At 62.0% G+C, this 22,619-nt stretch carries 24 protein-coding genes; 5 read left to right on the top strand and 19 right to left on the bottom strand.

The window, feature by feature from the left end; all coding sequences use genetic code 11:
* Positions 1 to 111 precede the first annotated feature (111 nt).
* Positions 112 to 960: a BglG family transcription antiterminator LicT gene (licT, locus tag ACTJJ6_RS10385; protein WP_016928891.1), complete on the top strand. Its 849-nt coding sequence runs from the start codon at positions 112 to 114 to the stop codon at positions 958 to 960.
* Here the strand turns inward: licT and ACTJJ6_RS10380 are convergent.
* The 3 genes from ACTJJ6_RS10380 to mak all read right to left on the bottom strand — a co-directional run bounded on the left by ACTJJ6_RS10380 (position 957) and on the right by mak (position 2,590).
* Positions 957 to 1,343 carry a type II toxin-antitoxin system VapC family toxin gene (locus ACTJJ6_RS10380; protein WP_079450865.1) on the bottom strand — a complete coding sequence of 129 codons (387 nt, stop codon included), beginning with the start codon at positions 1,341 to 1,343 and terminating at the stop codon, positions 957 to 959. The two genes, licT and ACTJJ6_RS10380, sit on opposite strands and share 4 nt — an antisense overlap.
* Entirely contained in the window at positions 1,340 to 1,573 is a 234-nt protein-coding gene (locus ACTJJ6_RS10375; RefSeq protein ID WP_016928893.1) for a type II toxin-antitoxin system Phd/YefM family antitoxin, read from the bottom strand. The genes ACTJJ6_RS10380 and ACTJJ6_RS10375 overlap by 4 nt, the downstream gene beginning before the upstream one ends.
* Positions 1,574 to 1,675: 102 nt before the next feature.
* Positions 1,676 to 2,590, bottom strand: coding sequence for a fructokinase (gene mak, locus ACTJJ6_RS10370; RefSeq protein ID WP_016928894.1), 915 nt, complete (start codon positions 2,588 to 2,590; stop codon positions 1,676 to 1,678).
* A 217-nt stretch (positions 2,591 to 2,807) separates the two neighbouring features.
* Here mak and rdgC point away from each other — a divergent pair, with 217 nt between their 5' ends.
* Positions 2,808 to 3,719 (top strand): recombination-associated protein RdgC, encoded by a 912-nt coding sequence (rdgC, locus tag ACTJJ6_RS10365; protein ID WP_004940461.1) that lies wholly within the window; start codon positions 2,808 to 2,810, stop codon positions 3,717 to 3,719.
* A 65-nt stretch (positions 3,720 to 3,784) separates the two neighbouring features.
* Here rdgC and ppnP read toward each other — a convergent pair whose 3' ends face one another.
* The 10 genes from ppnP to ACTJJ6_RS10315 form a co-directional block, all read right to left on the bottom strand.
* Positions 3,785 to 4,075: a pyrimidine/purine nucleoside phosphorylase gene (gene ppnP / locus ACTJJ6_RS10360; RefSeq protein WP_004940463.1), complete on the bottom strand. Its 291-nt coding sequence runs from the start codon at positions 4,073 to 4,075 to the stop codon at positions 3,785 to 3,787.
* 151 nt (positions 4,076 to 4,226) lie between these two features.
* Positions 4,227 to 5,018 (bottom strand): energy transducer TonB, encoded by a 792-nt coding sequence (locus ACTJJ6_RS10355; protein WP_176063617.1) that lies wholly within the window; start codon positions 5,016 to 5,018, stop codon positions 4,227 to 4,229.
* A 2-nt stretch (positions 5,019 to 5,020) separates the two neighbouring features.
* Complete coding sequence (locus tag ACTJJ6_RS10350; RefSeq protein ID WP_033641167.1) at positions 5,021 to 6,352, bottom strand: HlyD family type I secretion periplasmic adaptor subunit; 1,332 nt, start codon at positions 6,350 to 6,352, stop codon at positions 5,021 to 5,023.
* The gene (locus ACTJJ6_RS10345; protein ID WP_033634212.1) at positions 6,349 to 8,133 is read right to left on the bottom strand and encodes a type I secretion system permease/ATPase; all 1,785 of its coding nucleotides are present in this window, start codon (positions 8,131 to 8,133) and stop codon (positions 6,349 to 6,351) included. Before ACTJJ6_RS10345 ends, ACTJJ6_RS10350 begins: the two co-directional genes overlap by 4 nt.
* Positions 8,134 to 8,205: 72 nt before the next feature.
* Complete coding sequence (locus ACTJJ6_RS10340) at positions 8,206 to 8,772, bottom strand: hemophore HasA (RefSeq protein ID WP_016928898.1); 567 nt, start codon at positions 8,770 to 8,772, stop codon at positions 8,206 to 8,208.
* Between the two features lie 78 nt (positions 8,773 to 8,850).
* A complete protein-coding gene (locus ACTJJ6_RS10335) occupies positions 8,851 to 11,550 on the bottom strand; it encodes a TonB-dependent receptor (protein ID WP_049299693.1) in 2,700 nt (899 codons plus the stop codon).
* Between the two features lie 156 nt (positions 11,551 to 11,706).
* Complete coding sequence (locus ACTJJ6_RS10330) at positions 11,707 to 12,660, bottom strand: FecR family protein (protein ID WP_049299694.1); 954 nt, start codon at positions 12,658 to 12,660, stop codon at positions 11,707 to 11,709.
* 76 nt (positions 12,661 to 12,736) lie between these two features.
* The gene (locus ACTJJ6_RS10325) at positions 12,737 to 13,237 is read right to left on the bottom strand and encodes an RNA polymerase sigma factor (RefSeq protein ID WP_025301723.1); all 501 of its coding nucleotides are present in this window, start codon (positions 13,235 to 13,237) and stop codon (positions 12,737 to 12,739) included.
* 144 nt (positions 13,238 to 13,381) lie between these two features.
* Entirely contained in the window at positions 13,382 to 13,582 is a 201-nt protein-coding gene (locus tag ACTJJ6_RS10320) for a YaiA family protein (RefSeq protein WP_015376810.1), read from the bottom strand.
* 47 nt (positions 13,583 to 13,629) lie between these two features.
* The gene (locus ACTJJ6_RS10315) at positions 13,630 to 14,034 is read right to left on the bottom strand and encodes a nuclear transport factor 2 family protein (RefSeq protein WP_033641170.1); all 405 of its coding nucleotides are present in this window, start codon (positions 14,032 to 14,034) and stop codon (positions 13,630 to 13,632) included.
* A 96-nt stretch (positions 14,035 to 14,130) separates the two neighbouring features.
* On the opposite strand from ACTJJ6_RS10315, the gene ACTJJ6_RS10310 reads away from it, so the two are divergent.
* A complete protein-coding gene (locus tag ACTJJ6_RS10310; protein WP_049299695.1) occupies positions 14,131 to 14,874 on the top strand; it encodes a helix-turn-helix domain-containing protein in 744 nt (247 codons plus the stop codon).
* Between the two features lie 36 nt (positions 14,875 to 14,910).
* Here ACTJJ6_RS10310 and aroL read toward each other — a convergent pair whose 3' ends face one another.
* The 4 genes from aroL to ACTJJ6_RS10290 form a co-directional block, all read right to left on the bottom strand.
* Entirely contained in the window at positions 14,911 to 15,435 is a 525-nt protein-coding gene (gene aroL / locus ACTJJ6_RS10305) for a shikimate kinase AroL (protein WP_049299696.1), read from the bottom strand.
* A gap of 109 nt (positions 15,436 to 15,544) precedes the next feature.
* Positions 15,545 to 16,063 carry a GNAT family N-acetyltransferase gene (locus ACTJJ6_RS10300; RefSeq protein ID WP_049299697.1) on the bottom strand — a complete coding sequence of 173 codons (519 nt, stop codon included), beginning with the start codon at positions 16,061 to 16,063 and terminating at the stop codon, positions 15,545 to 15,547.
* A gap of 53 nt (positions 16,064 to 16,116) precedes the next feature.
* Positions 16,117 to 18,240, bottom strand: coding sequence for a TonB-dependent siderophore receptor (locus ACTJJ6_RS10295; RefSeq protein ID WP_049191782.1), 2,124 nt, complete (start codon positions 18,238 to 18,240; stop codon positions 16,117 to 16,119).
* Positions 18,233 to 19,348 (bottom strand): ABC transporter substrate-binding protein, encoded by a 1,116-nt coding sequence (locus ACTJJ6_RS10290; RefSeq protein WP_048795154.1) that lies wholly within the window; start codon positions 19,346 to 19,348, stop codon positions 18,233 to 18,235. The genes ACTJJ6_RS10295 and ACTJJ6_RS10290 overlap by 8 nt, the downstream gene beginning before the upstream one ends.
* Positions 19,349 to 19,567: 219 nt before the next feature.
* Between ACTJJ6_RS10290 and ACTJJ6_RS10285 the strand changes: the two genes are divergently transcribed.
* Positions 19,568 to 20,029, top strand: a complete 462-nt coding sequence (locus ACTJJ6_RS10285) for a GNAT family N-acetyltransferase (RefSeq protein ID WP_049299698.1) — start codon at positions 19,568 to 19,570, stop codon at positions 20,027 to 20,029.
* Here ACTJJ6_RS10285 and ACTJJ6_RS10280 read toward each other — a convergent pair whose 3' ends face one another.
* Positions 20,030 to 20,587 carry a class I SAM-dependent methyltransferase gene (locus tag ACTJJ6_RS10280; protein WP_016928909.1) on the bottom strand — a complete coding sequence of 186 codons (558 nt, stop codon included), beginning with the start codon at positions 20,585 to 20,587 and terminating at the stop codon, positions 20,030 to 20,032. It lies immediately after the preceding gene.
* A 241-nt stretch (positions 20,588 to 20,828) separates the two neighbouring features.
* Entirely contained in the window at positions 20,829 to 21,113 is a 285-nt protein-coding gene (locus ACTJJ6_RS10275) for a YdgH/BhsA/McbA-like domain containing protein (protein ID WP_004940519.1), read from the bottom strand.
* A gap of 309 nt (positions 21,114 to 21,422) precedes the next feature.
* Here ACTJJ6_RS10275 and ACTJJ6_RS10270 point away from each other — a divergent pair, with 309 nt between their 5' ends.
* A complete protein-coding gene (locus ACTJJ6_RS10270) occupies positions 21,423 to 22,598 on the top strand; it encodes a low temperature requirement protein A (protein ID WP_016928910.1) in 1,176 nt (391 codons plus the stop codon).
* Positions 22,599 to 22,619 lie beyond the last annotated feature (21 nt).

Raw genomic sequence — 22,619 nt, 5'->3', positions numbered from 1 at the left:
CGCTCAGGCCGCAGGGCAGAAACATAAAATACAGGCAAAACCTGACGCCCGGGATCGCTTCCGGGCGTCAGGTTTTTTCGTTTTCAGGATGCTGAAACACCGGGAAAAACCATGAAAATCGCTAAAATACTCAATAATAACGTGGTGATTACGCTGGACGACCGTCAGGCAGAGACGGTGGTGATGGGAAAAGGAATCGGCTTTAAAAAGAAGCCCGGCGATACGCTGGACGAAAGCCTGATCGAAAAGGTCTTCACCCATAACGGCGGTGAAATCGCCGAGCGCTATAAAGAGCTGCTCGCCGAGATCCCATTGGCCTGCGTCACCACCGCCGACAGAATCATCACCCTCGCCCGAGAACGCCTGCCGGGCAAGCTGCATAACATCGTCTACATCACGCTGACCGATCACATCCACTTCGCCCTGCAGCGCTATGCGCAAGGGCTGGATATCAAAAATGCGCTGCTGTGGGAGATTAAAAAACTCTATCCGGCCGAATTCGCCGTCGGGCTGGAGGCGCTGGCCCTGATCGCCCAGCGGCTGGATACCGCGCTGCCGGAAGACGAAGCCGGATTTATCGCCCTGCACCTGGTCAACGCTCAGCTTAACGACGAGATGCATAACACGCTGCACATCACCCGCGTGATGCAAGAGATCCTCAACCTGGTCAAATACCATTTCCGCTTTGATTACAACGAGGAATCCCTGAGCTACCACCGCTTCGTCACCCATTTGAAGTTCTTCGCCCAGCGCCTGCTGGGGAAAAACTACGTCGACAGCGACGACGACTCGCTGTATCAGGTGGTGAAAGAGAAATACCGCGAGTCTTTCGCCTGCGCCGGCAAGATCAACCGCCACATCGAAAAGCACTATCAGCATCAGCTCACCACGGAAGAGATGATGTTTCTGACCATTCATATCGAACGGGTGCGCAGCGAAAGCGAGGAAAAGCCGGCTTAACGGCGGGCGTCCGCCACCCGCACGCCGTACTGCGGAAACACCGCGTCGGCGGAGATCAGCGTCAGCCCCTCGGCCTGCGCCTGTGCGATCAGCATGCGATCGAAAGGATCCTGATGATAGGGCGGCAGCTGCCCGGCCTGTTGGCAGTGAAAGGTGTCCATCGGCAACGACAGAAAATCCTCGGCCTCGATGATCGCAAAGATATCTTCCGGCAGCGCCAGTTTGCCCTGCGCCTGCTTGATCGAGATCTCCCAAATGCTGGCCGCGCTGACGTACACCGCATTGCCCGGATCGGCGATCTGCCTTTTGGCGTTCGCGCCCAGGCAGGCGTCATCAATCAACCACCACAGCAACGCGTGGGTATCCAGCAACAGGCGCTTCATTCATCGCCCTCAAACAACGCCGCAATGGCCGCATCCCCCGCGTTGAAATCCGCCGGCACGGTGAACTTGCCCTTGGCGGCGCCAGGGCGGCGCGCTTCCCCCTTGATGGCGACCAGCTGTACGTACGGCTTCCCTGCTTTTGCAATAATCACGGTTTCTCCCTCCGCGGCTCTGTCCGCCAACTGACTCAGATTGGATTTGGCTTCGTGCATATTGGCCTGAATCGGCATACGCGTCCTCCTTAGCTAAGTTAGCTAAAGCATAAAGCGCCGTCCAGTTTTTGTACAGTGAAGGGTTTAAAGCGCGAGCAGCCTCGCGCTTTGTTGCAACGCTTAGCGCTGCTGTTGCGGCCACAGCCAGGCCGCACCGCGCACGCCGCTGGAGTCGCCGTGAACCGCCTTGCGGATCGGCGTTTCACACTCGCCGCCGAACACCCAGTCTTTCACTCGCTGCGGCACCGTGCGGTACAGGCGATCCACGTTGCTCATGCCGCCGCCGAGCACCACCACGTCCGGATCCAGCATGTTGATCACGTGCGCCAGCGATTTCGCCAATCGCATTTCGTAACGTACGATCGCCTGCTCCGCCAGCGCATCGCCCCGCTCGCTCAGCACCATGATCTCATGCCCTTGTAGCGCGTTGCCGCTCAGGCGCGCATAGTCGGTGGCGAAACCGGTGCCGGAAATAAAGGTTTCGATGCAGCCCGGTTTGCCGCAGTAGCACGGCACTTCGCGGGCGTAACGCAGCTCATCGTCATCCTGCCACGGCAGCGGGTTGTGGCCCCACTCGCCGGCAATGCCGTTGCCGCCGGAATGCGCCTGGCCGTTCAGCGCCACGCCGGCGCCGCAGCCGGTGCCGATGATGACCGCAAACACGGTTTTCGCGCCTGCGCCGGCGCCATCGGTGGCTTCCGACACCGCCAGGCAGTTGGCGTCGTTGGCGATGCGCACCTCGCGCGCCAGCAGCGCCGACAGATCCTTATCCAGCGGCTGGCCGTTGAGCCACACCGAGTTGGCGTTCTTCACTCGCCCGGTAAACGGCGACAGCGTGCCGGGAATGCCGATCCCGACCGATCCTCGTTCGCCGGTATGATCCTCCGCCAGTTTCACCAGTCCGGCGATCGCCGCCAGGGTTTGCCGGTAGTCATGGCGCGGCGTGGCGATGCGATGGCGAAACAGCTCCCGCCCGTCATTCGCCAACGCGATCACTTCAATTTTTGTTCCACCCAAGTCGATGCCAATGCGCACGTATTTTTTCTCCTCAATGCCACGCAGCGTTGTCACAGCCTAATGTAAGCGCGCGAATGAATCACCTGTTTCCCATTCTCCGTCCCGTCCTTCCCCGGTGCGCAAAGCGACGCAATTCGGAGAGAATGGGGCGATTTTTCAGCGTCAATTCGTTATCATGCCGCCCTGCTTTTGACGAATCAGCGTGCCGAACGCACGCCCAGCCAGGGATAACATTATGCTGTGGTTTAAGAATTTGATGGTTTACCGTTTGAGCCGCGAAGTGGCGTTAAACGCGGATGAAATGGAAAAACAACTCAGCGCGTTCGCCTTCACGCCGTGCGGCAGCCAGGACATGGCGAAGACCGGCTGGGTCTCCCCGATGGGCTCGCACAGCGATGCGCTGACGCACGCGGTCAACGGCCAGATCGTCATCTGCGCGCGCAAGGAAGAGAAAATCCTGCCGTCGCCGGTGATCAAGCAAGAGCTGCAGGCCAAGATTGAGCGCCTGGAGGCGGAGCAACACCGCAAACTGAAGAAAACCGAGAAGGACGCGCTGAAAGATGAAGTGCTGCACAGCCTGCTGCCGCGCGCGTTCAGCCGCTTCAACCAGACCTTCATGTGGATCGACACTGTCAACGATCTGATCATGGTCGACGCCGCCAGCGCCAAACGCGCCGAAGACACGCTGGCGCTGCTGCGCAAAAGCCTCGGCTCGCTGCCGGTAGTGCCGCTGACCATGGAAAGCCCGATCGAACTGACGCTGACCGAATGGGTGCGTTCCGGCGAGATGCCGGCCGGCTTCGCCATTCAGGATGAAGCGGAACTGAAAGCGATTCTGGAAGAAGGCGGCGTGATCCGCTGCAAGAAGCAGAATCTGATCAGCGACGAAATCGCGGTGCACATCGAAGCCGGCAAGCTGGTGACCAAGCTGGCGGTGGACTGGCAGGAGCGCATCCAGCTGATGCTGTCGGACGACGGCTCGCTCAAGCGCCTGAAGTTCGCCGACACGCTGCGCGAGCAGAACGACGATATCGATCGCGATGACTTCGCCCAGCGCTTTGACGCCGACTTTATCCTGATGACCAGCGAGCTGGCGGCGTTGATCAAAAACACCATCGAAGCGCTCGGCGGCGAAGCCCAGCGTTAATCCCGCCTCAGAAACGACCAGGGCCCAGCCTTCGCTGAGCCCTGCGTTCCCCTAACGAGCAACGTTTATTTGCTCAGGTAGCGGCACAGATAGGCGGTGGCGTCGGCCACCTGCAGGTTGAACTCGCTGTGCCCCGGCACGAAGAACTTCTCGCCCGGCGTAAACACCTGCCAGTCCGGCGCCCCCGGCAGCAGCACTTTCAGCGCCCCGGTGATCACCGTCATTTCTTCCGGCTGCGCGGTGGAGAAGGTGTATTCGCCCTCTTCCATCACGCCCACGCTGGTAAGACCGATGCTGCTACTGTCAAAACCGATAGACTTCACTTTTCCGGCAAAATACTCATTCACTTTCAGCATAGACTGGCACCCGCGTAATCATCTTGATGGAAAATCCATATTGGGGGATTGCGGTTGATCTGTCACTGGTTTTTCGCGCGAAATGCGATCGCGGCGCAGAGGCAAAGGTTTCCGTGCGCCACGCTCAGGCCATCGCCATGAAACAACCGCGTCAAAAACCCGCGCCGCGCAAACTGAAATCGATCGGCAACGTCAATTCCACCGTGCCGTTGACGTAGGCGTCCGCCGGCGGCGTGGGCAGCGGCGAAGCGCGTTTGACCAGCGCCTGGATTTCACGATCCAGCGACGGCAGCCCGGCGCTGCTGACCAGCGTCACCGCCAGCACGTGGCCCTGTCTGTCCAACGTGAAACGCACCTGCCCGACGCCCTGGCGCTTCAGCCGCAGTGCGTCTTTGGGGTAACGCTTAAAGCGATTCAGGCGGCCGCTGATGCGGCTGCGCCAGTTGTCCTCCCCCGCCTGAGCATAGGGTGTCAGGCGGGTTTGCGGCGCGGCCGTTTTATCCGCGCGGCCCGGCGGCGGCGCGCCGGCGCTTTGCTCCTGAACCTTCGGCGGCGCGATGATTCTCTCGTGCGGCGGCGTGCGGGGCAGGTTGTTTTTCTTCACCGGCTTAGGTGGTTTTTTCTGTTTCGGCGGCACGGCGATGTTCGGCTGCGCGGCGTCAGGCGCTTTCACCAGCGGCAACGGCTCCGGCGGCGCCGACGGTTCAGCCTGAGGCGGCAGCGTCCTTTGTCCCGGCGGCTGTTTCACCTCGGCCGGGGCCTGCGGCGCGGCGGCCATCAGCACCATCACCGCCGGCGGCGGCACCCACGGCGGCACGGCCTTGTCTCGCCAGGGCCAAAGCAGCGCGGCAACCAGCAGATGCAGCGCCAGCACCAACACCAGACAACGGCGCCAGGGCATGGCGGCGCCGGGCGCGGCGAAAGGCAGCGGCGAAACCGACATGCTCACTCTTCCGTCAGCGCCAAATGAAGGCGATCGGTCAGCGGTTTGAACAGATAGTTCATCATCGAACGCTCGCCGGTGCGGATGAACCCTTCAACCGGCATCCCCGGGCGGATCTCCAACCCGTTCAAACGTTGCAATCCTTCTTCGCTGACCTTGGCGCGCACGCTGTAATAAGGCGCGCCGCTTTTCTCGTCGGTCAGGCGATCGGCCCCGACCAGCGTCACTTCGCCCTCGACGCGCGGCGTGGTGCTTTGGTTGAACGCCGAGAACAACAGTTCGACCGGCAGTCCCACCTGCACCTTGTCGATCAGTTCGACCGGAATACGCGCCTCCACCTGCAGCCCGCGATCGCTGGGCACGATCTCCATCAGTTGCTGACCGGCGCCGATCACGCCGCCTTCGGTGAACACGCTCAACCCCACCACGGTGCCCGCCACCGGCGCTTTCACCTGCGTATGCCCCAGATCGGCCTCCGCCTTGGCCAAGCGGTTATCCAGCTCGTCCAGCTTCATCCGTACCTCGGCCAATTGGCTGCTGACCTCTTTCTGATACTCCTCCCGCCGCTGGATCGCCCGCAGTTTCAGCTCCAGGATTTGGCGGCCCAGGCGGCCGATATTCCCGGTATCCTCGGACGCCTGGCCGTCGATCTGCGCATGCTGCCCTTCCAGATCCAACAGCCGATTGCGCGCCACATACCCCTGCGCCGCCAGCTTGCGCATGCCGCTCAGTTGCTCCTGCAACATGGCCTTTTGCCGTTGCTTGCTGGCGTAAGACTGCCGAACCCCTTCCAACATCGCCTGCGATCCGGCGATGCTCTCCGCGATCGCCGCCAGCTCGCTCTGCAGCGCCGCACGGCGGCTGGTGAACAGCTGTTGTTGCAGCAGCATCAGCGACATCACCTCCGGCTCTTCTCGCCGCGCTTGCAGCAATGGCGGGAAAGCGATCGCCTGCAGACCGTCGCGCTCGGCCTGCAGCCGCGCCTGCTGCGCGGCGTTGCTCAACTGCTGGCTGCGCAGCGCATCGCGCTGGGTCCGGCTGTCGACGGTATCCATCAGTAACAGCACCTGCCCGGCGCGGACCCGGTCACCCTCATGCACCTGAATCTGCGATACCACGCCGCCGCTCGGGTGCTGCACCGCCTTGCGGTTACCGGCCACCACCACGCTGCCGGAAACCGGCACGCCCTTATCCAACGGCGCCAACAGCCCCCAGAGCAGGAAGCCGCCAAATCCCAGCAGCACCAGCCAGCCGCCGAGCCGCAGATGGCGCCCTTCGTCAAACTGGCGGGAAAGGGTGTCGATATCGCCGGGGATCACACTCTGATTGCTCATACTTTTCGTTCACCGCTGGCCGTTTTGGCGAAATTGGCGTAATTGACGTTGAAGCCGCCGTTGCTGCGCCCGGTATTGGCCGGAGCGGCGGCAGCGGCGGGCGCAAAACCAGGCAGTTTTTTCAGGATGGCGTCGCTGGGGCCGAAGTGCTGCACCTGGCCGGCGGTCAGCACCAGTAATTTGTCGGTGGTCGCCAGGATCGCCGGTTTGTGGGTCACCAACACGATAGTGGTGCCGCGCGCCTTTAGCGCTTCGATCGCCCTCTGCAGCGCCTCTTCCCCTTCGCGATCGAGGTTGGCATTCGGTTCGTCCAACACCACCAGCGCCGGAGATCCATACAGCGCGCGCGCCAGCGCCACCCGTTGACGTTGGCCTCCGGACAGGCCGCTGCCGCCTTCACCCAGCTCGGTCTCATAGCCTTTCGGTAAATGCAGGATCAGCTGATGCACGCCGGCCAGCGCCGCCGCGGCCACCACCTTCTCGGCGTCGACCTGGCCAAAGCGGGCGATGTTGTCCGTCAAGGTGCCGGCGAACAGCTGGATATCCTGCGGTAAGTAGCCGATATGCGGCCCGAGTTGTTGCTTGTCCCACTGTTGAATGTCTGCACCGTCCAGCCGCACGTCGCCGCTGATCGGCGTCAGCGCGCCGACCAGTTGGCGCATCAGCAACGTTTTGCCGGAGCCGGACGCGCCAATCACGCCCAGCACCTCGCCGGCTTCCAGACGAAAACTGACGCCATGCAACACCGGCGCCGTGCCGCCGGGCGCACTGGCGGTCAACTGGCTCACGGTCAATGCGCCGCCGGGCGCCGGCAGCGGCAGACTCGGTATTCGTGGCGGGTTAGCGGCCAGCATCACCTCCAGACGCTGCAGGGACTGGCGCGCCGATGACCACTGCTTCCAGGCGCCGATCAGCTGATCGATCGGCCCCAGCACCCTGCCGATCAGGATCGATCCGGCGATCATCATGCCCGGCGTAATGTCACCGCTGACCGCCAACAGCGCGCCGCAGCCCAGCATCAGCGACTGCAGCGCCAGCCGCACGGTTTTCGACCAGGCGGTGACGGCGGCGATTTTCTCGCTGGCGCGGTTCTGCAACAGCAGGAACTGCTGATGCTGCCGCAGCCAACGCAGGCGCAAGTCGGTCAGCATCCCCATGGCGGCGATGGCTTCGGCGTTGCGCAGATTGCCGTTGGCCTGCTGTGTGGCGCTCAGCGCGACCCGGCCGGCCTCCGCCAGAGGCGCTTGCGACACCCGCTGATTGAGCCAGGCCAGCAGCACCAGCACGATTACTCCGGCGCTGGCCAACGCGCCAAGCCAGGGGTGGAGCAGAAAAACCACCAGCAGATAAACCGGGAACCAGGGGGCATCGAAAAAGGCGAACAGCGCATTACCGGTGGCGAACTGGCGCAGGTTGGTCAGATCGTTCAGCGCCTGCCCCGCCAGCGGGTTGCCGGTTTTCAGATTGGTTTCGAAGGCGGCGTCGTAGACTCGCTGATTGAGGCGCATATCCATCTGGGCGCCGAGGCGGATCACCACCTGGCTGCGCACCCACTCCAGCAGCCCCATAAACAGGTAAAGGCCGACCACCATCAGGGTCAGCATCGCCAGCGTCATGCGGTTGCCCGACGGCAACACGCGATCGTAGACCTGCAGCATGTACAGCGCCGGTGCCAGCATCAGCAGGTTGATCACCGCGGTAAACAGCGCGATGCCCCAAAATCCGCGCCGGTATGCGGCCAGCACGCTCATCACTTCTCCGCGCCTGACGGCGTTTTTCATGGCGTTTTCCATCGGCTAAAAACGAGAAAACGCCCGCCGGGGCGCACGGCGCCGGCGGGCAAACGGCCGCGATCAGGCCGCCAGCAGTTCCGGGCTGTCGGCGTGCTGCACGCCCACCGCCGTCGCCGCCGCCACCTGATCGAAGGTGGAGTTGACGCTCAGGCCGTAGTCGTCGAGGATGCCGTTCAGCGCGGTCTCCAGCGCGCCGGTATCGCCGGACATCAGGCCGTACACCACCTGGTGCACCACGCCATCATGACCCTGCGCCTGCAGGCTGCTGAGGTTCAGGCCGCCAAAGCTGACGTCAGGCACCTGGATGCTGTACGGCGATGTATCGCCACCGCTCAAACCGTCGCCGAAGGACAGGGAATCCAGCTGGCCGTACAAGGTATGCGCCGGTTCGTTGAACAACGTGTAGGTCAGGTTGCCGCCCGCCACGAAGGCGGTCACCTGGTTTGCCGTGCTGCTGATGGCATACTGACTACCGGACAGGCTGCCGCCATAGAAGCCGCCGCTGTTGGCGTCGGTGACATTGCCGTTGGTGTGATTGACATCACCGAATGTCGAAGCCCACTGGCCCAGATAGTCATGAATGCTGTAACCGCCGAAGCTGCTGTCATAATTGACTGAAAATGCCATTTCTCTATCTCCATTGATGAACGGCGCCCCTTGCGAGGCGGCCCTTGTGCTCAAGGATGAGCAACGCCCTTTTACTGCTTAAAAACGGTATTCCACCCCGCCCTGCACGGTGCGGCCGCGCCCCAGGGTATTGGCCAACGTCTCGCCGTAGCTGACGACATAGGCGCGGTTGGTCAGGTTCTCCACCGAGCCGCGCAGCGTCAGGCTGTCGGTCAGCTTGTAGCTGGCGTACAGATCGAACAGGGTGTACTTCGGCCAGTCGGCCAGGTACGGGTAGTTGGACGGTACCGAGCTGTCCTGATAACCCGGCGCAAAGCGTACGGTCACCCCGGCGTCCAGCTTGCGATCGAAGGCACGCCCGCCCAGCGTCACCGAACCGCGATCGCCCGGCAGGTAGGCGGCGGAGCCGAACTGCGTCCCCCCATCACACGTGACGAAGTCATTGGAAGCGGCATCAGGCTCAACATAGAAGTTCCCGCGGCGCGAGCCGTCGCCGTAGCGCAGACGCCCTCCCAACCAGGCCTTGTTCGAGCAGAACTCGTTTTTGCCGATCATGTGGGTGTAGGTCAGGTCGGCGTAGAACACCCCGGCGTCATAGTTGAGCTGGTACTCCAGCCCGCGGAAGCGGGTTTTCGACAGATTGTTGACGTAAGCGGCATTGCCGATGCTCGGCTGCACCAGCCCCGGTTTATTGCGATCTATCGCCAGGTTGATGTAGTTATCCACTTTGGTGTCGAAGTAGGCCACCTTGGCCACCAACCGATCGCCCTCAAACCACAGATCCGGCTGCTGCACGTTGAACCCGACTTCCCAGGCGCGCGAACGCTCGGGCTGCAAGAACGGATTGGGGTATTGCGTGGAAGAACTGTGCGCGCTGCCGTTGGTCAGCGTTTCAGTGATCGCCGGCGGCCGCCAGGATTTGCCGTAGGTGGTATACAGCTCCAGCCACTCCACGCCGGGGCGCACCGCCACCGCCAGCGTCGGCGACAGCTTGCCCTGATCGCGATCCACGTCCCAATCTTCGCGGGTGGTGGTTGAACAGCCGGTCAGACGCAACGCTTTGCAAGGATTGTCAATCGTGTAGCGTTGCCCATCCTTGGCCAAATCCGGATAGCTCAGGCCGGTCTGGCCGCGCAGGCGATAGCGGTCGTAACGCAGCCCGCCTTCCAACGTCAGCCAGCCGTCGTAGTCGTAGGTCAGATTGGCGAATAGGCTGGCTACCGAACGGTTGCCGGCCGGCGTCACCCCTTCCATGCCTTGGCGAGAAGAGTCGCTGGTCGCTTTGTCGTAATAGAACTCCAGCCCGTAATTGGCGCGGAAGTCATGCCCCGGCGCCAGGCTGAAGCGCGAGGTGTTTTGCGCCTGTGCGCCATAGGTACGCAGGCGGGTGCGCGTCGCGTAGCCGTTGTCCAGCAGCGAACTGGTGCTGTAGGTGTCGCTGTCGTCCTGAGTATCGACGTAATACAGCTTGGCCTGAAAATCGAGCCAGTCGACGTCTTCCGGCGCCAGGCTGTAGTCGAACGCCGCGTTGCGCGCCATCACGTCGGTGTAGCCGGTGCGTTTCCAGCCCAGTTCATAGGGCGGGCGAGTGCCCAGGTTAGTCAAGGTGCCGGCGATCGGCGATGCGGTCTGGGTCTGCAGATAACTCAGCTGCAGGCGCTGGTTGGCGGGCAGATTCCAGCCCACCTTGGCCAGCCGCGAGTGCATGCGGTAATGGGTGTCGGGGATTTTGTTGTTCTTGATGCTCTCGGCGTAGCGATCGTAATTGCCGGTGTCGTTATTGATGCGAATGTTGCCGATGTCACCCTTGTTGCCGGGCCAATAGTCGCCGAGGTGGCGTTCGCTGGCGGCCAGCAGGATATCGCCGGTTTCGTTGCCCAATGCCAGTATGCCGCTGCCGATGAAGTGGGTGCCGTTATCGCCGGTGCTGGCGTGCAGCTTGCCGCCCAGCTCTTTGCCCGGCGCCAGGAAATCGCTCGCGCTGACGGTATTGAAGGTGGCGATGCCGCCGAGCGTGCCGGCGCTGCCCATGCCGCCGGTGGTGCCCTTGTCGATGGTCACGCCGGACAGCAGTTCGGAATCGATGTACATGGTGCCATTACGCTGGCCATGGCCGCTCTTTTGAAAATTCTGCCGCATGCCGTCGATATTCATGTTCACCCGGCCATAGTCTTGTATGCCGCGGATGTTGACCGACAGCGCAGGATCTTGCTGGCTGACGCTGGAATAGGCTCCCGTAGTCTGCTCCAGAATATCGGCCGCGTGTCGCGCCGGGCGGTTGTCCATCTGTTCGCGGCTGATGACGCTGACCGAGCGCGGTTCGTCGTAAACCCAATCGTTGGCGTTGATGCCGCCGGCGCCCAGCACCGTCAGGCTGTCCAACGCCAGCGCGCCACCGTCGCCGTTCGCCGTCGGCAGCCGGCTCAATACGATCTGCCCCTGCGGCTGCAGGCGGAAAGCCACCGGATTGCCGCCGATCAAGCGCCGCAGGCCCTGTTCTACGCTCATGCTGCCGTTCAGCGCCGCCGCCTGCATGCCATCGAGTTTCACCTCGTCAAAAAACACCTGCATGCCGGCCTGCTCGGCGAAGCGCAACATGGCGCTCTGCAGCGGCTGCGCCGCAATGTTGAAATTCTTTTGCTGCGCGGCCTGCGCGCTGCTCGCCTCAGCCTGGGCGGCGAGCGCTACCGCCGGCTGAGTCAACATCATCGCCGCCAGCGCGGCGCGTACCGCCGTGGCCAATCGGCCGGCCGGCGTGGTTCCCTTGTGAATAAACATGCGTGTGTGTTCCACCCGAAAGAATGCCAAACCAAGTGATAATGGAAATCAATCTCGTTTAAACATAAGGACGTTCCGGGAGGCAAAAACCCGTAAAGATTTTTTACAGAAAGTGAAAATAGCGGCGAAACGGGCATCCCGGCCCGCCTTGGCCGCTCAGTAAAGCAATGTGATGCCGGGGAGATTCAGTTGGCGGGCGGAGAGTTCCTGACGAATGGCGCCGACGCCGTCGTCGAGTTTATTGAGCGCGAACACGCCGCTGACCGTGCGCGTTCTTAGCGTGGGATTGACCGCCACGATGCGGGTCTCGCGATAGCGGTTGAGCTGCGCGAGCGCCTGCGTCAGCGGTTGGCGGTCGATCACCAGCCAGCCGCGTCGCCAGGCGTCATCACCGGCCGTTTGCCGCGTCAGCTGCAGCTGCCCGTTGCGGTAATGCGCCGCCTGGCGTTGCGCGACCACCAGCGAGCGCTCGCCGCGCTCAAGCGTCACCCGCACGCTGTGCTGATGCACGCTGACGTCGACGCCCTGTTCAGTGCGCGCCACGCTGAACTCGGTGCCCAGCGCCTGGGTGACGCCGTTTTTCGCCTCCACCCTGAAAGGGCGACGTTCCGCCCCGCCCAACGGCGCGACGATAAAATAGGCGGCGCCGCTCAGCAGCCGCACCTTGCGCTCGTCTGCGGAATACGCCAGCGCGATCGCGCTGCCGCTGTCCAACGCCACCCGGCTGCCGTCCGGCAACGCAACTTCGCGCACCTCACCGCGAACGGTTTGATAATCGGCCTGCAGGCCGATCCACAGATCCGGCCCGCGATAAACGCCGAATGAAACGGCGAGCGCCACCGCCGCTGCCACCGCCCAGCGGGGCCATCGATGGCGAGATGGCGTTTTCAGCGCCGCCACCTGCGGTTGTAACGCCTGCCGCTGCTCAGGCGGCAGTTGCCCAAGCGTCGTCCATAGCAGGCGAGCCTGACGCAGCGCCGCCGGATGCTGCGGATCGGCGGCCAGCCAGGCGTCCAACGCTCGCCGCCGATCGGCCGGCAGCGCCCCTTCGGCCAGACTCACGGCCCAGGCGGCCGCCTGCTGTCGCGCCTGTGCGGTTAGCGGTTTCATAATGGCATAGACCTCTGTTTTTTCTGGTTATAGGTTAAGACGTCTGAGCGCGGATAAACCCGTAAAAAAATTGCCATTATTGTTCTTCCATCCGCGCCATCAGCCGCTCCAGCGCGCTGGCCAGGTGTTTTTCCACCGTGCTGAGCGACACGCCCAGCTGCGCCGCCACCTGCGCCTGGGTCAGGCCATCGAGCCGGTTAAGGCGGAAAATCTGCTGCGTGCGCGGCGGCATGTCCGCCAGCGCCTGCTGTAACAACTGCAGCAGTTGGCTATCGATCGCCCGTTGTTCAAGCGCCGGTTCACCCGAAGGATACTGCGCCAGAATGTCGTCTTCGACCGCTTCGGTCTGCCGCCGCTGCTGCTGGCGCAGATGGTCGAGCATCAGATTCTTGGCGGTTTTATACAGGTAGGCCTCAATATCGAGAATGTTACCCTGCGGATACTGCTCGGTAAGGCGGGTAAAACTTTCCTGCGCCAAATCCGCGGCCAGCTGAGGGTCGCGCAGTTTGGCGTTCAAATAGGCTTGCAGCGGCCGCATATGGCGCAGAAACAGCGCCTGCAACTCGGAATTGGACATCTCTTTTCCCAGAAGTGAAACACCCAATAGGGGCGATAAAAATCACATAAATGATTATCATTATCAATATTGTTCTGGGAAATATGTGCTACGGCGGGGATAAACAGGAAACCGGCCTGACGCCGGTTTCCGCTGGGCTGCAGGTCAGTGCTCTAGCGCCTCGTCTTCATAGCGGTGCTTGGCGTCGAGCGCTTCCTGCTCGGTTTCATGTTCACTGAGCAGCGTATTCGGCTCAATGTCGTCGGTGCGCACTTCAAAACGGCGCAGATGCAGGTTCGGGTCACCCCGAAACACCTCTACGACGCGGGCGCTCCGCGGATAAGCAGGTTGATCATTTTCGCGCATGCCGTTCTCCCGTGTGTTTCACACAGTAGCAAGTATAGCAGTCGCCCTCATTCCGACACGCGCGAGCCAAGATCGCGATCGCCGGGGGCGCCCGTCAACAGCTCGGTCAATTCGTCGCAGGCGCAAATACGCCCTTCACGCACGGTGAAGTGCGCCAGCACCCGCACGCGGCTGCGGGAACCGTCGCGCTTTTCCACCTCGACCAGATGGTGGGTCAGCACCGCCTCGCCCTGCTCCGCCGCCGCGATCACGCTCAGCGTCATGCGGCGGGTTTGCCGCTTCAGCAGCGCCATATGCTGCTCAAACTGCTCGAAGTTCAGCACCTTGCCATCCACCTGCTGGCGGTAGCCTGCGCTGAAACGGGCAGCGAGCTGCGTCGGCCGATGCTCCGGGCTGGCGATCACCTGCTGCAGCGTATCGAGCACCAGATTCAGCGGGGTAAGTTGAGTCATCACATTTCTCCGAAATAGGGTGAAAGGCGATCCTATCCCGGCCAGGCGATGGCATAATAACCACATCAAGACTTTCAATAACGTTAAACGGCCAACATGACGCAGATCCGCAGCCAACGCCTTCAGCATGAAAAAAAGCACCTGACGCCCTGGCACCGGCACGAAGGCGGCCAGATCTATCTCTTGACGCGCGGCATGCTGGCAATGGAACTCCCGGGCCGGCAATGGGCGATCACCGGCGGCACGCTGGGCTGGCTGCCGCCGGGATGCGTCCATCAGGCGCTGGCCTGCGGCGACGTGGCGGGCTGGAGTCTGTATCTGCCGAGGGAAAGCGTGCCGGAGATGCCGCCGCTGCCGCAGCTGTTCACGGCCTCTGCGCTGTTGCAGGCCCTGGTGGCGCGCATCGCGCAGTTCCCCGCCGGCCCGCTGAGTGCGCCGCAACGGCGGCTGCTGCAGGTGCTGCTGGACGAAATGCACGCGGCAAGCCGCGCGCCGCTGCAATTGCCGCTGCCGCAGGACGCCCGGTTGCTGAACATCGCCCGTGCGCTGCTGAACGATCCCGCCAGCCCGCGCAGCCAGCGCGACTGGGCCGTCTGGGCCGGGCTCAGCCCGCGCACCCTGAGCCGCCGTTTTCTGCAGGAAACCGGCATCAGCTTCGCGCTGTGGCGCCAGCAGGCGCGGGTGTTGCGTTCACTGGAGGGATTATCACGCGGCAAAGCGGTTGGCGAGGTGGCCGACGCCTGCGGCTATGATAACGTCAGCGCCTACATCGCCGCCTTTCGCCGCCGCTTCGGCGTCACGCCCGGGGCGTACTTTGCACCGGCTCGGCAAGCGGAATAAGAAAACGGGCGCCCAGCGCCCGAAGAGAAGAAAGGGTTACTTCACCGTCTCACGCGGCAGCACCGCGAGGATTTGTTCCACCACCCGCTGCGGATCGGCGGCGCCATCCATCACGTAATGCGCGGCCTCCTGATACAACGCTTCGCGCGCGGCCAGCACCTCGCGCATCTCCTCGGCGATCGGCCTGCCGGTGAGCGTCGGGCGCTGCGCATCTTCCGGGTACTCTTCCAACCGCTGCGCCAACACTCTGGCCGGCGCGCGCAGGTAGATAACGGTGCCATGCTGGCGCATAAACTGACGGTTCTCCTCCGCCAGGATCGCGCCGCCGCCAGTGGCAACTATAGTTGACGGCTTGGTCACGGTTTGCAACGCGATGGTCTCGCGGCGGCGGAACCCCAACCAGCCCTCGCGCTCGACCATTTCCGCTACGCTCATCTGCGCCGCCTGCTGCATAAACAGATCGGTATCGACGAACTGATAGCCCAACGCCAGCGCCAATGCGCTGCCTACCGTGGTCTTGCCGGCTCCGCGAGCGCCTATCATGAACAGGGTTTGTGTCATTACGGGTTGTCCCTTATGCGGTGACTTGAGTGCATTGCATACCAAAATACCGAGCGGGTGCGATGGCGTGGTGGCAGCATCATACCCTGCCCGCTCTGTATTTCAATATTTACGATAGTGTAAATTCCATGGCACAGCGACTGCCGACGGCAAAGCCGTGCGCCAGATCTTCATCCAGGTGCCGCCGCAGGGCGACCGTGAGCCGCGCATCGTCAAGCGGCCGGAATCCCAGCCGCCGGTAGTAAGGCGCATTCCACGGCACCTCAATGAAGGTGGTGAGCGTCAGGCGGTCGGCCCCCTGCCGTTTGGCCTCTTCCGCCACCGCGCCGATCAGGCGGCGGCCGACGCCCTGCCGTTGCCAGGCACCGGCGACCGATAATTCGGCGATATGCCAGTCTTTCCCCTGAGCCAGCACGGCGATAAAACCGGCGCACTCGCCGTTGTCGCTTTCCGCCAGCCATTCACGGCGCTCGGCGATAAACGCGGCATGCTGCTGCGGGGCCATCACCTCGCCTTCGGCGATAAAGCGCCATTCCGGCTGTTGGCGAAACAATTGCGCCGCCGAGCGCTCAACCGCCATCAGATGCGCGATATCCTGCTGCTGCGCCAAACGGATCTGCAGGCTCATGGGTTCTCCTTAACGTTGGGGCGGTTATTTAAGCAAATTTCACCGCCCGTGGCTCAGAAATCGATACTGCCGCGCAGCACCACCTCACGCGGTTCCCCCACCGCCACGCGCAGATTGCCGCCGCTGGACGGATAGTAGGTTTTATCGAACAGGTTCTTCACGTTCAGCTGCCATTTCACCCGATAGCCGTTGATCGGCATGGTGTAAGCGGCGAACGCATCGGCAACGGTGTAATTATCCAGGTAGAAGCTGTTGGCGGCGTCGCCCGGGCGGCGCCCTACGTAGCGCGCACCGGCGCCAATGCGCACCTCATCACCGCTGTACAGGCCCAGGCTGCCGAGGTTCTGGGTCAGGAACAGCGAGGCGGTATGGCGCGCCACGTTGGTCATCTCTTTGCCCTTGTTGTCCGGATCGTCCACCACGCGGGCGTCGGTATACGCATAGGAACCGATCAGGCTCAGCGAGTCGGTAAGATTACCGGCCACGTCCAGCTCCACGCCCTGCGAACGCACGCGCCCGGCGGTGCGCGTCACGGTTTCGCCCTCCACCAGCTCATTGACCATCACGTTGCGTTTGGTGATGTCGAACAGCGCCAGCGTGCCGGTGACGCCGTTCGGCAGCGCCAGCTTGCCGCCGACTTCCCATGACTTGCCCTGTTCCGGCGGCAGCGAATCAATTTGGGTAGCGATGGAAGAGTTCGGCTTGAACGACTCGGTATAGCTGCTGTACAGCGACACGTAAGGCGTCAGCTTGTAGACCACACCGGCGCGCGGCACCAGCTTGCCGTCCGAGCTGTCGGTGTTGGTCTGGAACGGCCGCCCCTTGCCGGCATAGACGTCGAAAGCGTCGTAACGCAGCCCGCCCATCACCAGCCATTTATCTGTCAGTTGGATGGAGTCCTGCATAAACCAGCCGTAGCTGGTGAGATTTTCCCGCTGGTCGCTGTCTTTGGCGCTGACCGCGGTCGACGGCGGCATCAGGCCGTATACCGGATGATAGATATTGAAATCGCTGTTCTTTTTACCGCGGATCATGTCGCCGCGGTAGGTACGGTTATCTTCAAAATCAAAGCCGAACAGCATCTGGTGGTTGATGCTGCCCCAGTCCACGTCGCCATTGAGCGTCAGCTGCACCGCGTTGGCGTGGCTGACGGCATGGGCGGTCGAGTCGGCCTGGCGGCTCAATGCGCCGCTCTCCGGGTTCAGCGCCGTAGCGCGCGCCTGGTTGTCGCTGTAGCTGTTGCGGCTGTAGGCGTAGGTCAGCGAGCTTTTCCAGCGCTCATTGAGCGTTTGATCGATCTGCAGAGTGACGCTGTCCTGATCGCCGCGGGTGGCGTTATAGGCTTCGTCGAAACGGCGATCGCGCGGCGTATTCACCGGTTTGCCGGTGCGCGAATCGATAATGGTGCCGCGATCGAACGGCACCAGATATTCCATATGTTCATAGGCCAACCGCACGGTGGTGTTCTCGCCGTACCACATCAGCGAGGGCGCGATCACCGTCTGGCGATTGCGGCCAAAGTTGCGCCAGTAGTCGGTTTCATCGTGATCGACGATCATCCGATAGGCAAATCCCGACGTGCCGAGCGGCCCGGTAACGTCAAGCTGGCCGCCGCCGCCGTTGAAGCTGCTGCCCCAACCTTCCACGTGGGTGTGCTGCTGCAGCTGGGGTTTTTTGGTGATCATATTGATCATCCCGCCCGGCTCGCCCATGCCGTACAGCATCGAGGCAGGCCCCTTAAGCACCTCCACCCGCTCGGTGGTCGGCGTAAAGTTGCGCGCCTGCACCGAACGCACGCCGTCGCGCAGAATGGAGCCGTCGCGGTTGTCGCCGAAGCCGCGTTTCATTACCGCGTCCTGGGTGCCCCCCAGCGTGTTGGCCTGGGTAATGCCGCTGACGTTGTACAGCGCTTCGTCCAGGCTGCTGACAGCCTGATCGGCAATCACCTGTTGCGGCACCACGTCGATCGCTTGCGGCACATTCAGCAGGTTGGTTTCGCTGCGGGTGCCGGTGACGCTGGTCAACGGCTGATAGCTCTGCACGCCGTCGGCGTCTTTGCGGCCGACCACCACCAGGTTCTCTTCCTGCGGCGCGGCTTTTTCCGCCGCCCACGCCGGCGATGTCGCGCAGGCCGCCAAAGGCAATGCGCACCACCAGCCGCGCTTGTTGTTATTCATTATCTAACTGACTCCAATAGGTCCCTGAAAAAGGTAACGGCAAAAACTGCTGATACAACTGTTGGAAGGTCTGCTGCGGGTTGATGTCGGCGAACAGATCCGGGTAAAACGCTTTGGCGAACATCTCGACCAGCACGACATGGTACGGGCTGAGGTAAAAATTGTGCCAGACGCTCCAGGCGCGGTGGTTTTTCACCGCCTGCAGGTTGGTCAGCATCGGCTGTTTGGCGATCAGCCGGCGGAAGCTGTCGGCGGCCTCCTGTGGGCTGACCTGCGGCCCGAGGCGCAGATCGGACAGCCGTTTGCCCTGCGGGCCGGCCATGCCGGTGGCGAGGTACACGTCAGGATTGGCGCTCAGAATGGTTTCCGGGTTCAGTTCGCCATACACCCCTTTGACGCTGGCGTTGGCGATGTTGTCGCCGCCGGCGAAGGTCAGCAGATCGCCGAGATTGCCGTGCGCGGCGGTGGTGCAGCAGGTGTCGCGCCGCCCCAGATGCAGGTGCAGCATCACTTTGGGCTTCGGTCCCTGATAGCCCGCCAGCCGTTGCTGAACCACCGCCATATGCTGCTGATAAAACGTGATGAATTGCTCGGCGCGCTGCTGGCGGTTGAGCACTTCGCCCAGCAGCCGCACGCTCGGCACGGTGTTGTTCAGCAGATCGATGCGCAAATCGACGTAGATCACCGCCACGCCGGCCTTGCTCAGTGCGGAAACCAGCCGATCGTTGTCGCCGTCTTCACGCGCGTAGCGCGCCAGGATCACCAGATCCGGCTTCAGCTGCAGCAGGCTTTCGATGTTGACCTGGCGAAAGTTATTGCCGCTGATGACGGGGATCTGGGCTATCTGGGGAAACTTCTGCGTATAAAGCTGCCAGCTTTGCGCATCAAAGCGCGCCAGATCCGCCGGCCAGCCGATGATGCGCTGCGCCGGGTTGCCCGGCTCCAGCAGCGCCAGCGTATACAGCATGCGGCTCTCCCCCACCACGATGCGCTGCGGGTTGTCCGGCACCGCGACCTGGCGGCCGGTGATATCGGTCACCGTCTTCGCCTGGGCGGAGAACACGCCGAACCACAGGGAAAGCAGCAGTAAAATGAGGGAATTGCGCATGATTGAGCCGAAACGGGGGAAATAGTGTGCGCATGATAATCACTCTCATTAGCACTTGCAATCCCACGCCGCGATTGCCAAAAGAAATCCGGGAAACGGTGCCGGGCACGCGGTGAAACACCGTGAAACCGCTAAAATAGCGGCTTTAAAAAGTTAAAAAAATGGCGGAAAAATCGGTTAAATAGGAGGGGGAAACAGCAAAAAAACCGGGAGACCGCCATGACTCAACGCATCATTCCGCTGTCGGAGTGCCCGCAGTTTGCCGATGTGTGCGCCGCCTGGGCTTTCGGCCAATGGGGCTCACAGCGCGGCGGTTCGCTGGCGCGCACCCAGCTGCGTTTCGCCCAATGCAGCCGGCCAAGCGACGACCACCTGACGCTGATGATGATCGACGGCGATCGTCCGGTGGGCATGGCCAGCCTGTGGCCCAGCGACGACCATCAGCGCCAGGATCTCACCCCGTGGCTGGCCGGCGTCTTCGTGCATCCCGATCACCGCCGCAAGGGCATCGCCCACCGTCTTGAAATGGCCATCGTCGAGGCGGCACGGCAGCGCCATCACTCGGTTCTGCATCTCATCACCGACAAATCGGAAGCGCTGTACGCCGGCTGGGGTTGGCAACCTCTGGAACGCCGGCGGCAGCATGACGAAGACGTGGTGGTGATGGCGAAAACGCTGTAGCTAACGCGGCGTACAGACATACACCAGCGCCGGCGGGAAGTTGCGCACCACCCGCAGGCGCCTCCAGTGAAAATAGCGGGACAGCAATTTTTCCGACAGGTGGCTGTATTGGAACAGCACCAGCGTGCCGTTGCGCGCCAGCAGCCGCTGCCGGGCCTGCTGAAGAATGCGCACGCTGATCCTGACCGGGATCGACAGCAGAGGCAGGCAGGAAAACACCACGTCGTAATCCGTGGCCATCCGGGTCGCCGAATGGCCCATCACCTGCAGCCGCCGATCGTCTATCCCGCGCAGCCGATGCACGAAATGGGGCTGGATTTCGAAAGCCTCCAGCGCCGCATCGGCGCGCATCCGCCCCAAAATGCGTTTGGTCAACACCCCGTCGGCCGCCCCCAGTTCCGCGATCGACAGCGCCCGGGTCCATTCAATCTGGTTCAGCATCGCCTGACACAGCCACGGGGAAGAAGGTGCCAGCGTACCGACGGTGCGCGGTGAAGCCATAAATTGCTGCAGGTAAGCGAAGTGATTCATCAGTTGCAGCCGGGTCGCATTTAACATTGAGGCCTCCTTGGGTTAAGCCCTCAATGTGAGCCGAATTTCTTAAGTAATCATTAACATGATTCCGAAAGCGGCAGACACAGTTGTAATAAAATGCAACCTCATCAACGGCACGCAAAGAAAAACGGCCGTAATAATGACCTGAGAATAAGTCTTTTATACACCGACTATTCAGATAATTATTGCGACCGTTTATTTTATTGGCCGCGTTGCCGCGGCCAGAGCGTAAAAAAACCAATGCTTAGCGATAAATTTCCGCATTGCCGCGCCAGTTGCTGGAATCCCCGGGGGTGTCCAGACCGATAATGCGATAATGGCTGGCGCCGTCCGCCGCGGCTTTTTCTTTAAGGGCGGTGATGGCATCATGCGGTGAGCCGCTAATGCCGGAAACCGACACGACGCCGATGCTTTGCAGATTGGCGGCCTGCTCGCTGTTGACCTGTTTCACCGACGACAGCGGCGCGGCGAAAGTGGAGAAGGAAGCGGCGGCGATCAATACGGCTGCGATGCTTGGGATGAGTTTCATGATTGACTCCAGGTGTTCTTGTTTATTAGCTCGTTGTCAGTGATGTTAATTATCCGCCAGCCAATGAAAACGGACGTCATGCAACGTAAAGAACATCAATCATTGTGAGGAGAATAAGGAGGAAGTGAGAGCAGGTGTGTATTTTCAGGCGAGAGTGGCTTTATAGGCTTCACCTTACCCCTATTTGATGAACAATTAAAGGCAGGGTGAAAGAAAGAACGCGCGCTGCGTCTATTTAAGATTTTTTACCCACCGGAGCGCGCTGAGCTACGCTGATTTTGTGGCTTACCCTTTTAAGGAAGAACGCTTATGTCGCAAAACCTGCTGCGCGTGCGTGACGGTCAGGGCGCTTCGGTGTCATTTTCCGAGCTGCTGTTCGATCTGATCTACGTTTTCGCCGTGACCCAACTCTCCCACTATCTGTTGCATCATCTGACGCTGACCGGCGCGCTGGAAACCCTGCTGCTGTGGTTCGCCGTCTGGCTGGCCTGGCAATACACCGCCTGGGTCACCAACTGGTTCAATCCGGATACCCGTCAGATCCGCCTGCTGCTGTTCGCGATCATGCTGCTGGGGCTGTTCGCCGCCGCCGCGCTGCCACAGGCGTTTGGCGAGCGCGGCCTGATCTTCGCGCTGTTCTATGTCGCCATTCAGGTCGGCCGCTCTGTCACGGTGCTGCGCCTGCTGGCGCCTGGTCACCCGTTGAAACAGAACTTTCGCCGCATCCTCGGCTGGCTGTGCATCTCCGCCGTCTTCTGGATCGCCGGTGGGCTGGAGGAAGGCAACGCCCGCCTGGCGCTGTGGGCGATCGCCGTCTTGTGCGAATACGTCTCGCCGATGTTCGGCTTCCGTCTGCCGGTGCTGGGGCGCTCGGACAGCAGCAGCGAATGGACCATCGAAGGCCACCATCTGGCGGAGCGCTGCCAGCTGTTCGTTATCGTGGCGCTGGGGGAAACCATTCTGATCACCGGCGCCACCCTGAGCGAGATGGAAAGCTGGAGTCTGCCGGTGCTCATCGCCTCGCTGGTGGCCTTTCTCGGCAGCCTGGCGATGTGGTGGGTTTACTTCGACACCAGCAGCAAAGCAGGCAGCCACGCCATCAGCCAGGCGGAAAACCCCGGCCAGCTGGGCGCTTATTTCCACTACGTGCACGTCGCGCTGGTGGGTGCCATCATCGTCTGCGCCGTGGCCAACGAGCTGGTGATCGCCCATCCCGATGGCCGCATCCAACACGCCACGGCGGCGGTGCTACTGCTCGGCCCGGCGCTCTACCTGTTCGCCAACGCGCTGTATAAACGGCTGGTGTATCGCCGCTTCCCGCTGTCGCACCTGGTTGGGCTGCTGGCGTTGGCGGTATTGGCCCCTGTCGCCTATTTAACCGATCTGCTGATGGTCAATGGCCTGACGACGCTGATCATGGTGGTGGTGGCGGTGTGGGAGAGCATCTCGCGCGGCAGAGCGCCGCAGCGGCACGCGGAAGCCTGAAGCGAACGGGGGCGCTGTCGC

It is taken from the genome of Serratia sp. 22278 (genome assembly GCF_052045405.1).
Taxonomy (GTDB): domain Bacteria; phylum Pseudomonadota; class Gammaproteobacteria; order Enterobacterales; family Enterobacteriaceae; genus Serratia; species Serratia marcescens.
The sequence above is the reverse complement of the archived record's forward strand: the minus strand, read 5'-3'. Positions and strand labels throughout refer to the sequence as shown.

Coding starts and splice junctions, on each gene's coding strand:
- ACTJJ6_RS10295 (WP_049191782.1), bottom strand. CDS start 18,240: ATGAATAACAACAAGCGCGGCTGGTGGTGCGCATTGCCTTTGGCGGCC.
- ACTJJ6_RS10315 (WP_033641170.1), bottom strand. CDS start 14,034: ATGACTCAACTTACCCCGCTGAATCTGGTGCTCGATACGCTGCAGCAG.
- ACTJJ6_RS10275 (WP_004940519.1), bottom strand. CDS start 21,113: ATGAAACTCATCCCAAGCATCGCAGCCGTATTGATCGCCGCCGCTTCC.
- ACTJJ6_RS10280 (WP_016928909.1), bottom strand. CDS start 20,587: ATGTTAAATGCGACCCGGCTGCAACTGATGAATCACTTCGCTTACCTG.
- ACTJJ6_RS10350 (WP_033641167.1), bottom strand. CDS start 6,352: ATGAGCAATCAGAGTGTGATCCCCGGCGATATCGACACCCTTTCCCGC.
- rdgC (WP_004940461.1), top strand. CDS start 2,808: ATGCTGTGGTTTAAGAATTTGATGGTTTACCGTTTGAGCCGCGAAGTG.
- ACTJJ6_RS10330 (WP_049299694.1), bottom strand. CDS start 12,660: ATGAAACCGCTAACCGCACAGGCGCGACAGCAGGCGGCCGCCTGGGCC.
- ACTJJ6_RS10375 (WP_016928893.1), bottom strand. CDS start 1,573: ATGCCGATTCAGGCCAATATGCACGAAGCCAAATCCAATCTGAGTCAG.
- ACTJJ6_RS10320 (WP_015376810.1), bottom strand. CDS start 13,582: ATGCGCGAAAATGATCAACCTGCTTATCCGCGGAGCGCCCGCGTCGTA.
- ACTJJ6_RS10355 (WP_176063617.1), bottom strand. CDS start 5,018: ATGTCGGTTTCGCCGCTGCCTTTCGCCGCGCCCGGCGCCGCCATGCCC.
- ACTJJ6_RS10335 (WP_049299693.1), bottom strand. CDS start 11,550: ATGTTTATTCACAAGGGAACCACGCCGGCCGGCCGATTGGCCACGGCG.
- ACTJJ6_RS10325 (WP_025301723.1), bottom strand. CDS start 13,237: ATGTCCAATTCCGAGTTGCAGGCGCTGTTTCTGCGCCATATGCGGCCG.
- ACTJJ6_RS10380 (WP_079450865.1), bottom strand. CDS start 1,343: ATGAAGCGCCTGTTGCTGGATACCCACGCGTTGCTGTGGTGGTTGATT.
- ACTJJ6_RS10345 (WP_033634212.1), bottom strand. CDS start 8,133: ATGAAAAACGCCGTCAGGCGCGGAGAAGTGATGAGCGTGCTGGCCGCA.
- ACTJJ6_RS10290 (WP_048795154.1), bottom strand. CDS start 19,348: ATGCGCAATTCCCTCATTTTACTGCTGCTTTCCCTGTGGTTCGGCGTG.
- ACTJJ6_RS10285 (WP_049299698.1), top strand. CDS start 19,568: ATGACTCAACGCATCATTCCGCTGTCGGAGTGCCCGCAGTTTGCCGAT.
- ppnP (WP_004940463.1), bottom strand. CDS start 4,075: ATGCTGAAAGTGAATGAGTATTTTGCCGGAAAAGTGAAGTCTATCGGT.
- aroL (WP_049299696.1), bottom strand. CDS start 15,435: ATGACACAAACCCTGTTCATGATAGGCGCTCGCGGAGCCGGCAAGACC.
- licT (WP_016928891.1), top strand. CDS start 112: ATGAAAATCGCTAAAATACTCAATAATAACGTGGTGATTACGCTGGAC.
- ACTJJ6_RS10270 (WP_016928910.1), top strand. CDS start 21,423: ATGTCGCAAAACCTGCTGCGCGTGCGTGACGGTCAGGGCGCTTCGGTG.
- ACTJJ6_RS10300 (WP_049299697.1), bottom strand. CDS start 16,063: ATGAGCCTGCAGATCCGTTTGGCGCAGCAGCAGGATATCGCGCATCTG.
- ACTJJ6_RS10340 (WP_016928898.1), bottom strand. CDS start 8,772: ATGGCATTTTCAGTCAATTATGACAGCAGCTTCGGCGGTTACAGCATT.
- ACTJJ6_RS10310 (WP_049299695.1), top strand. CDS start 14,131: ATGACGCAGATCCGCAGCCAACGCCTTCAGCATGAAAAAAAGCACCTG.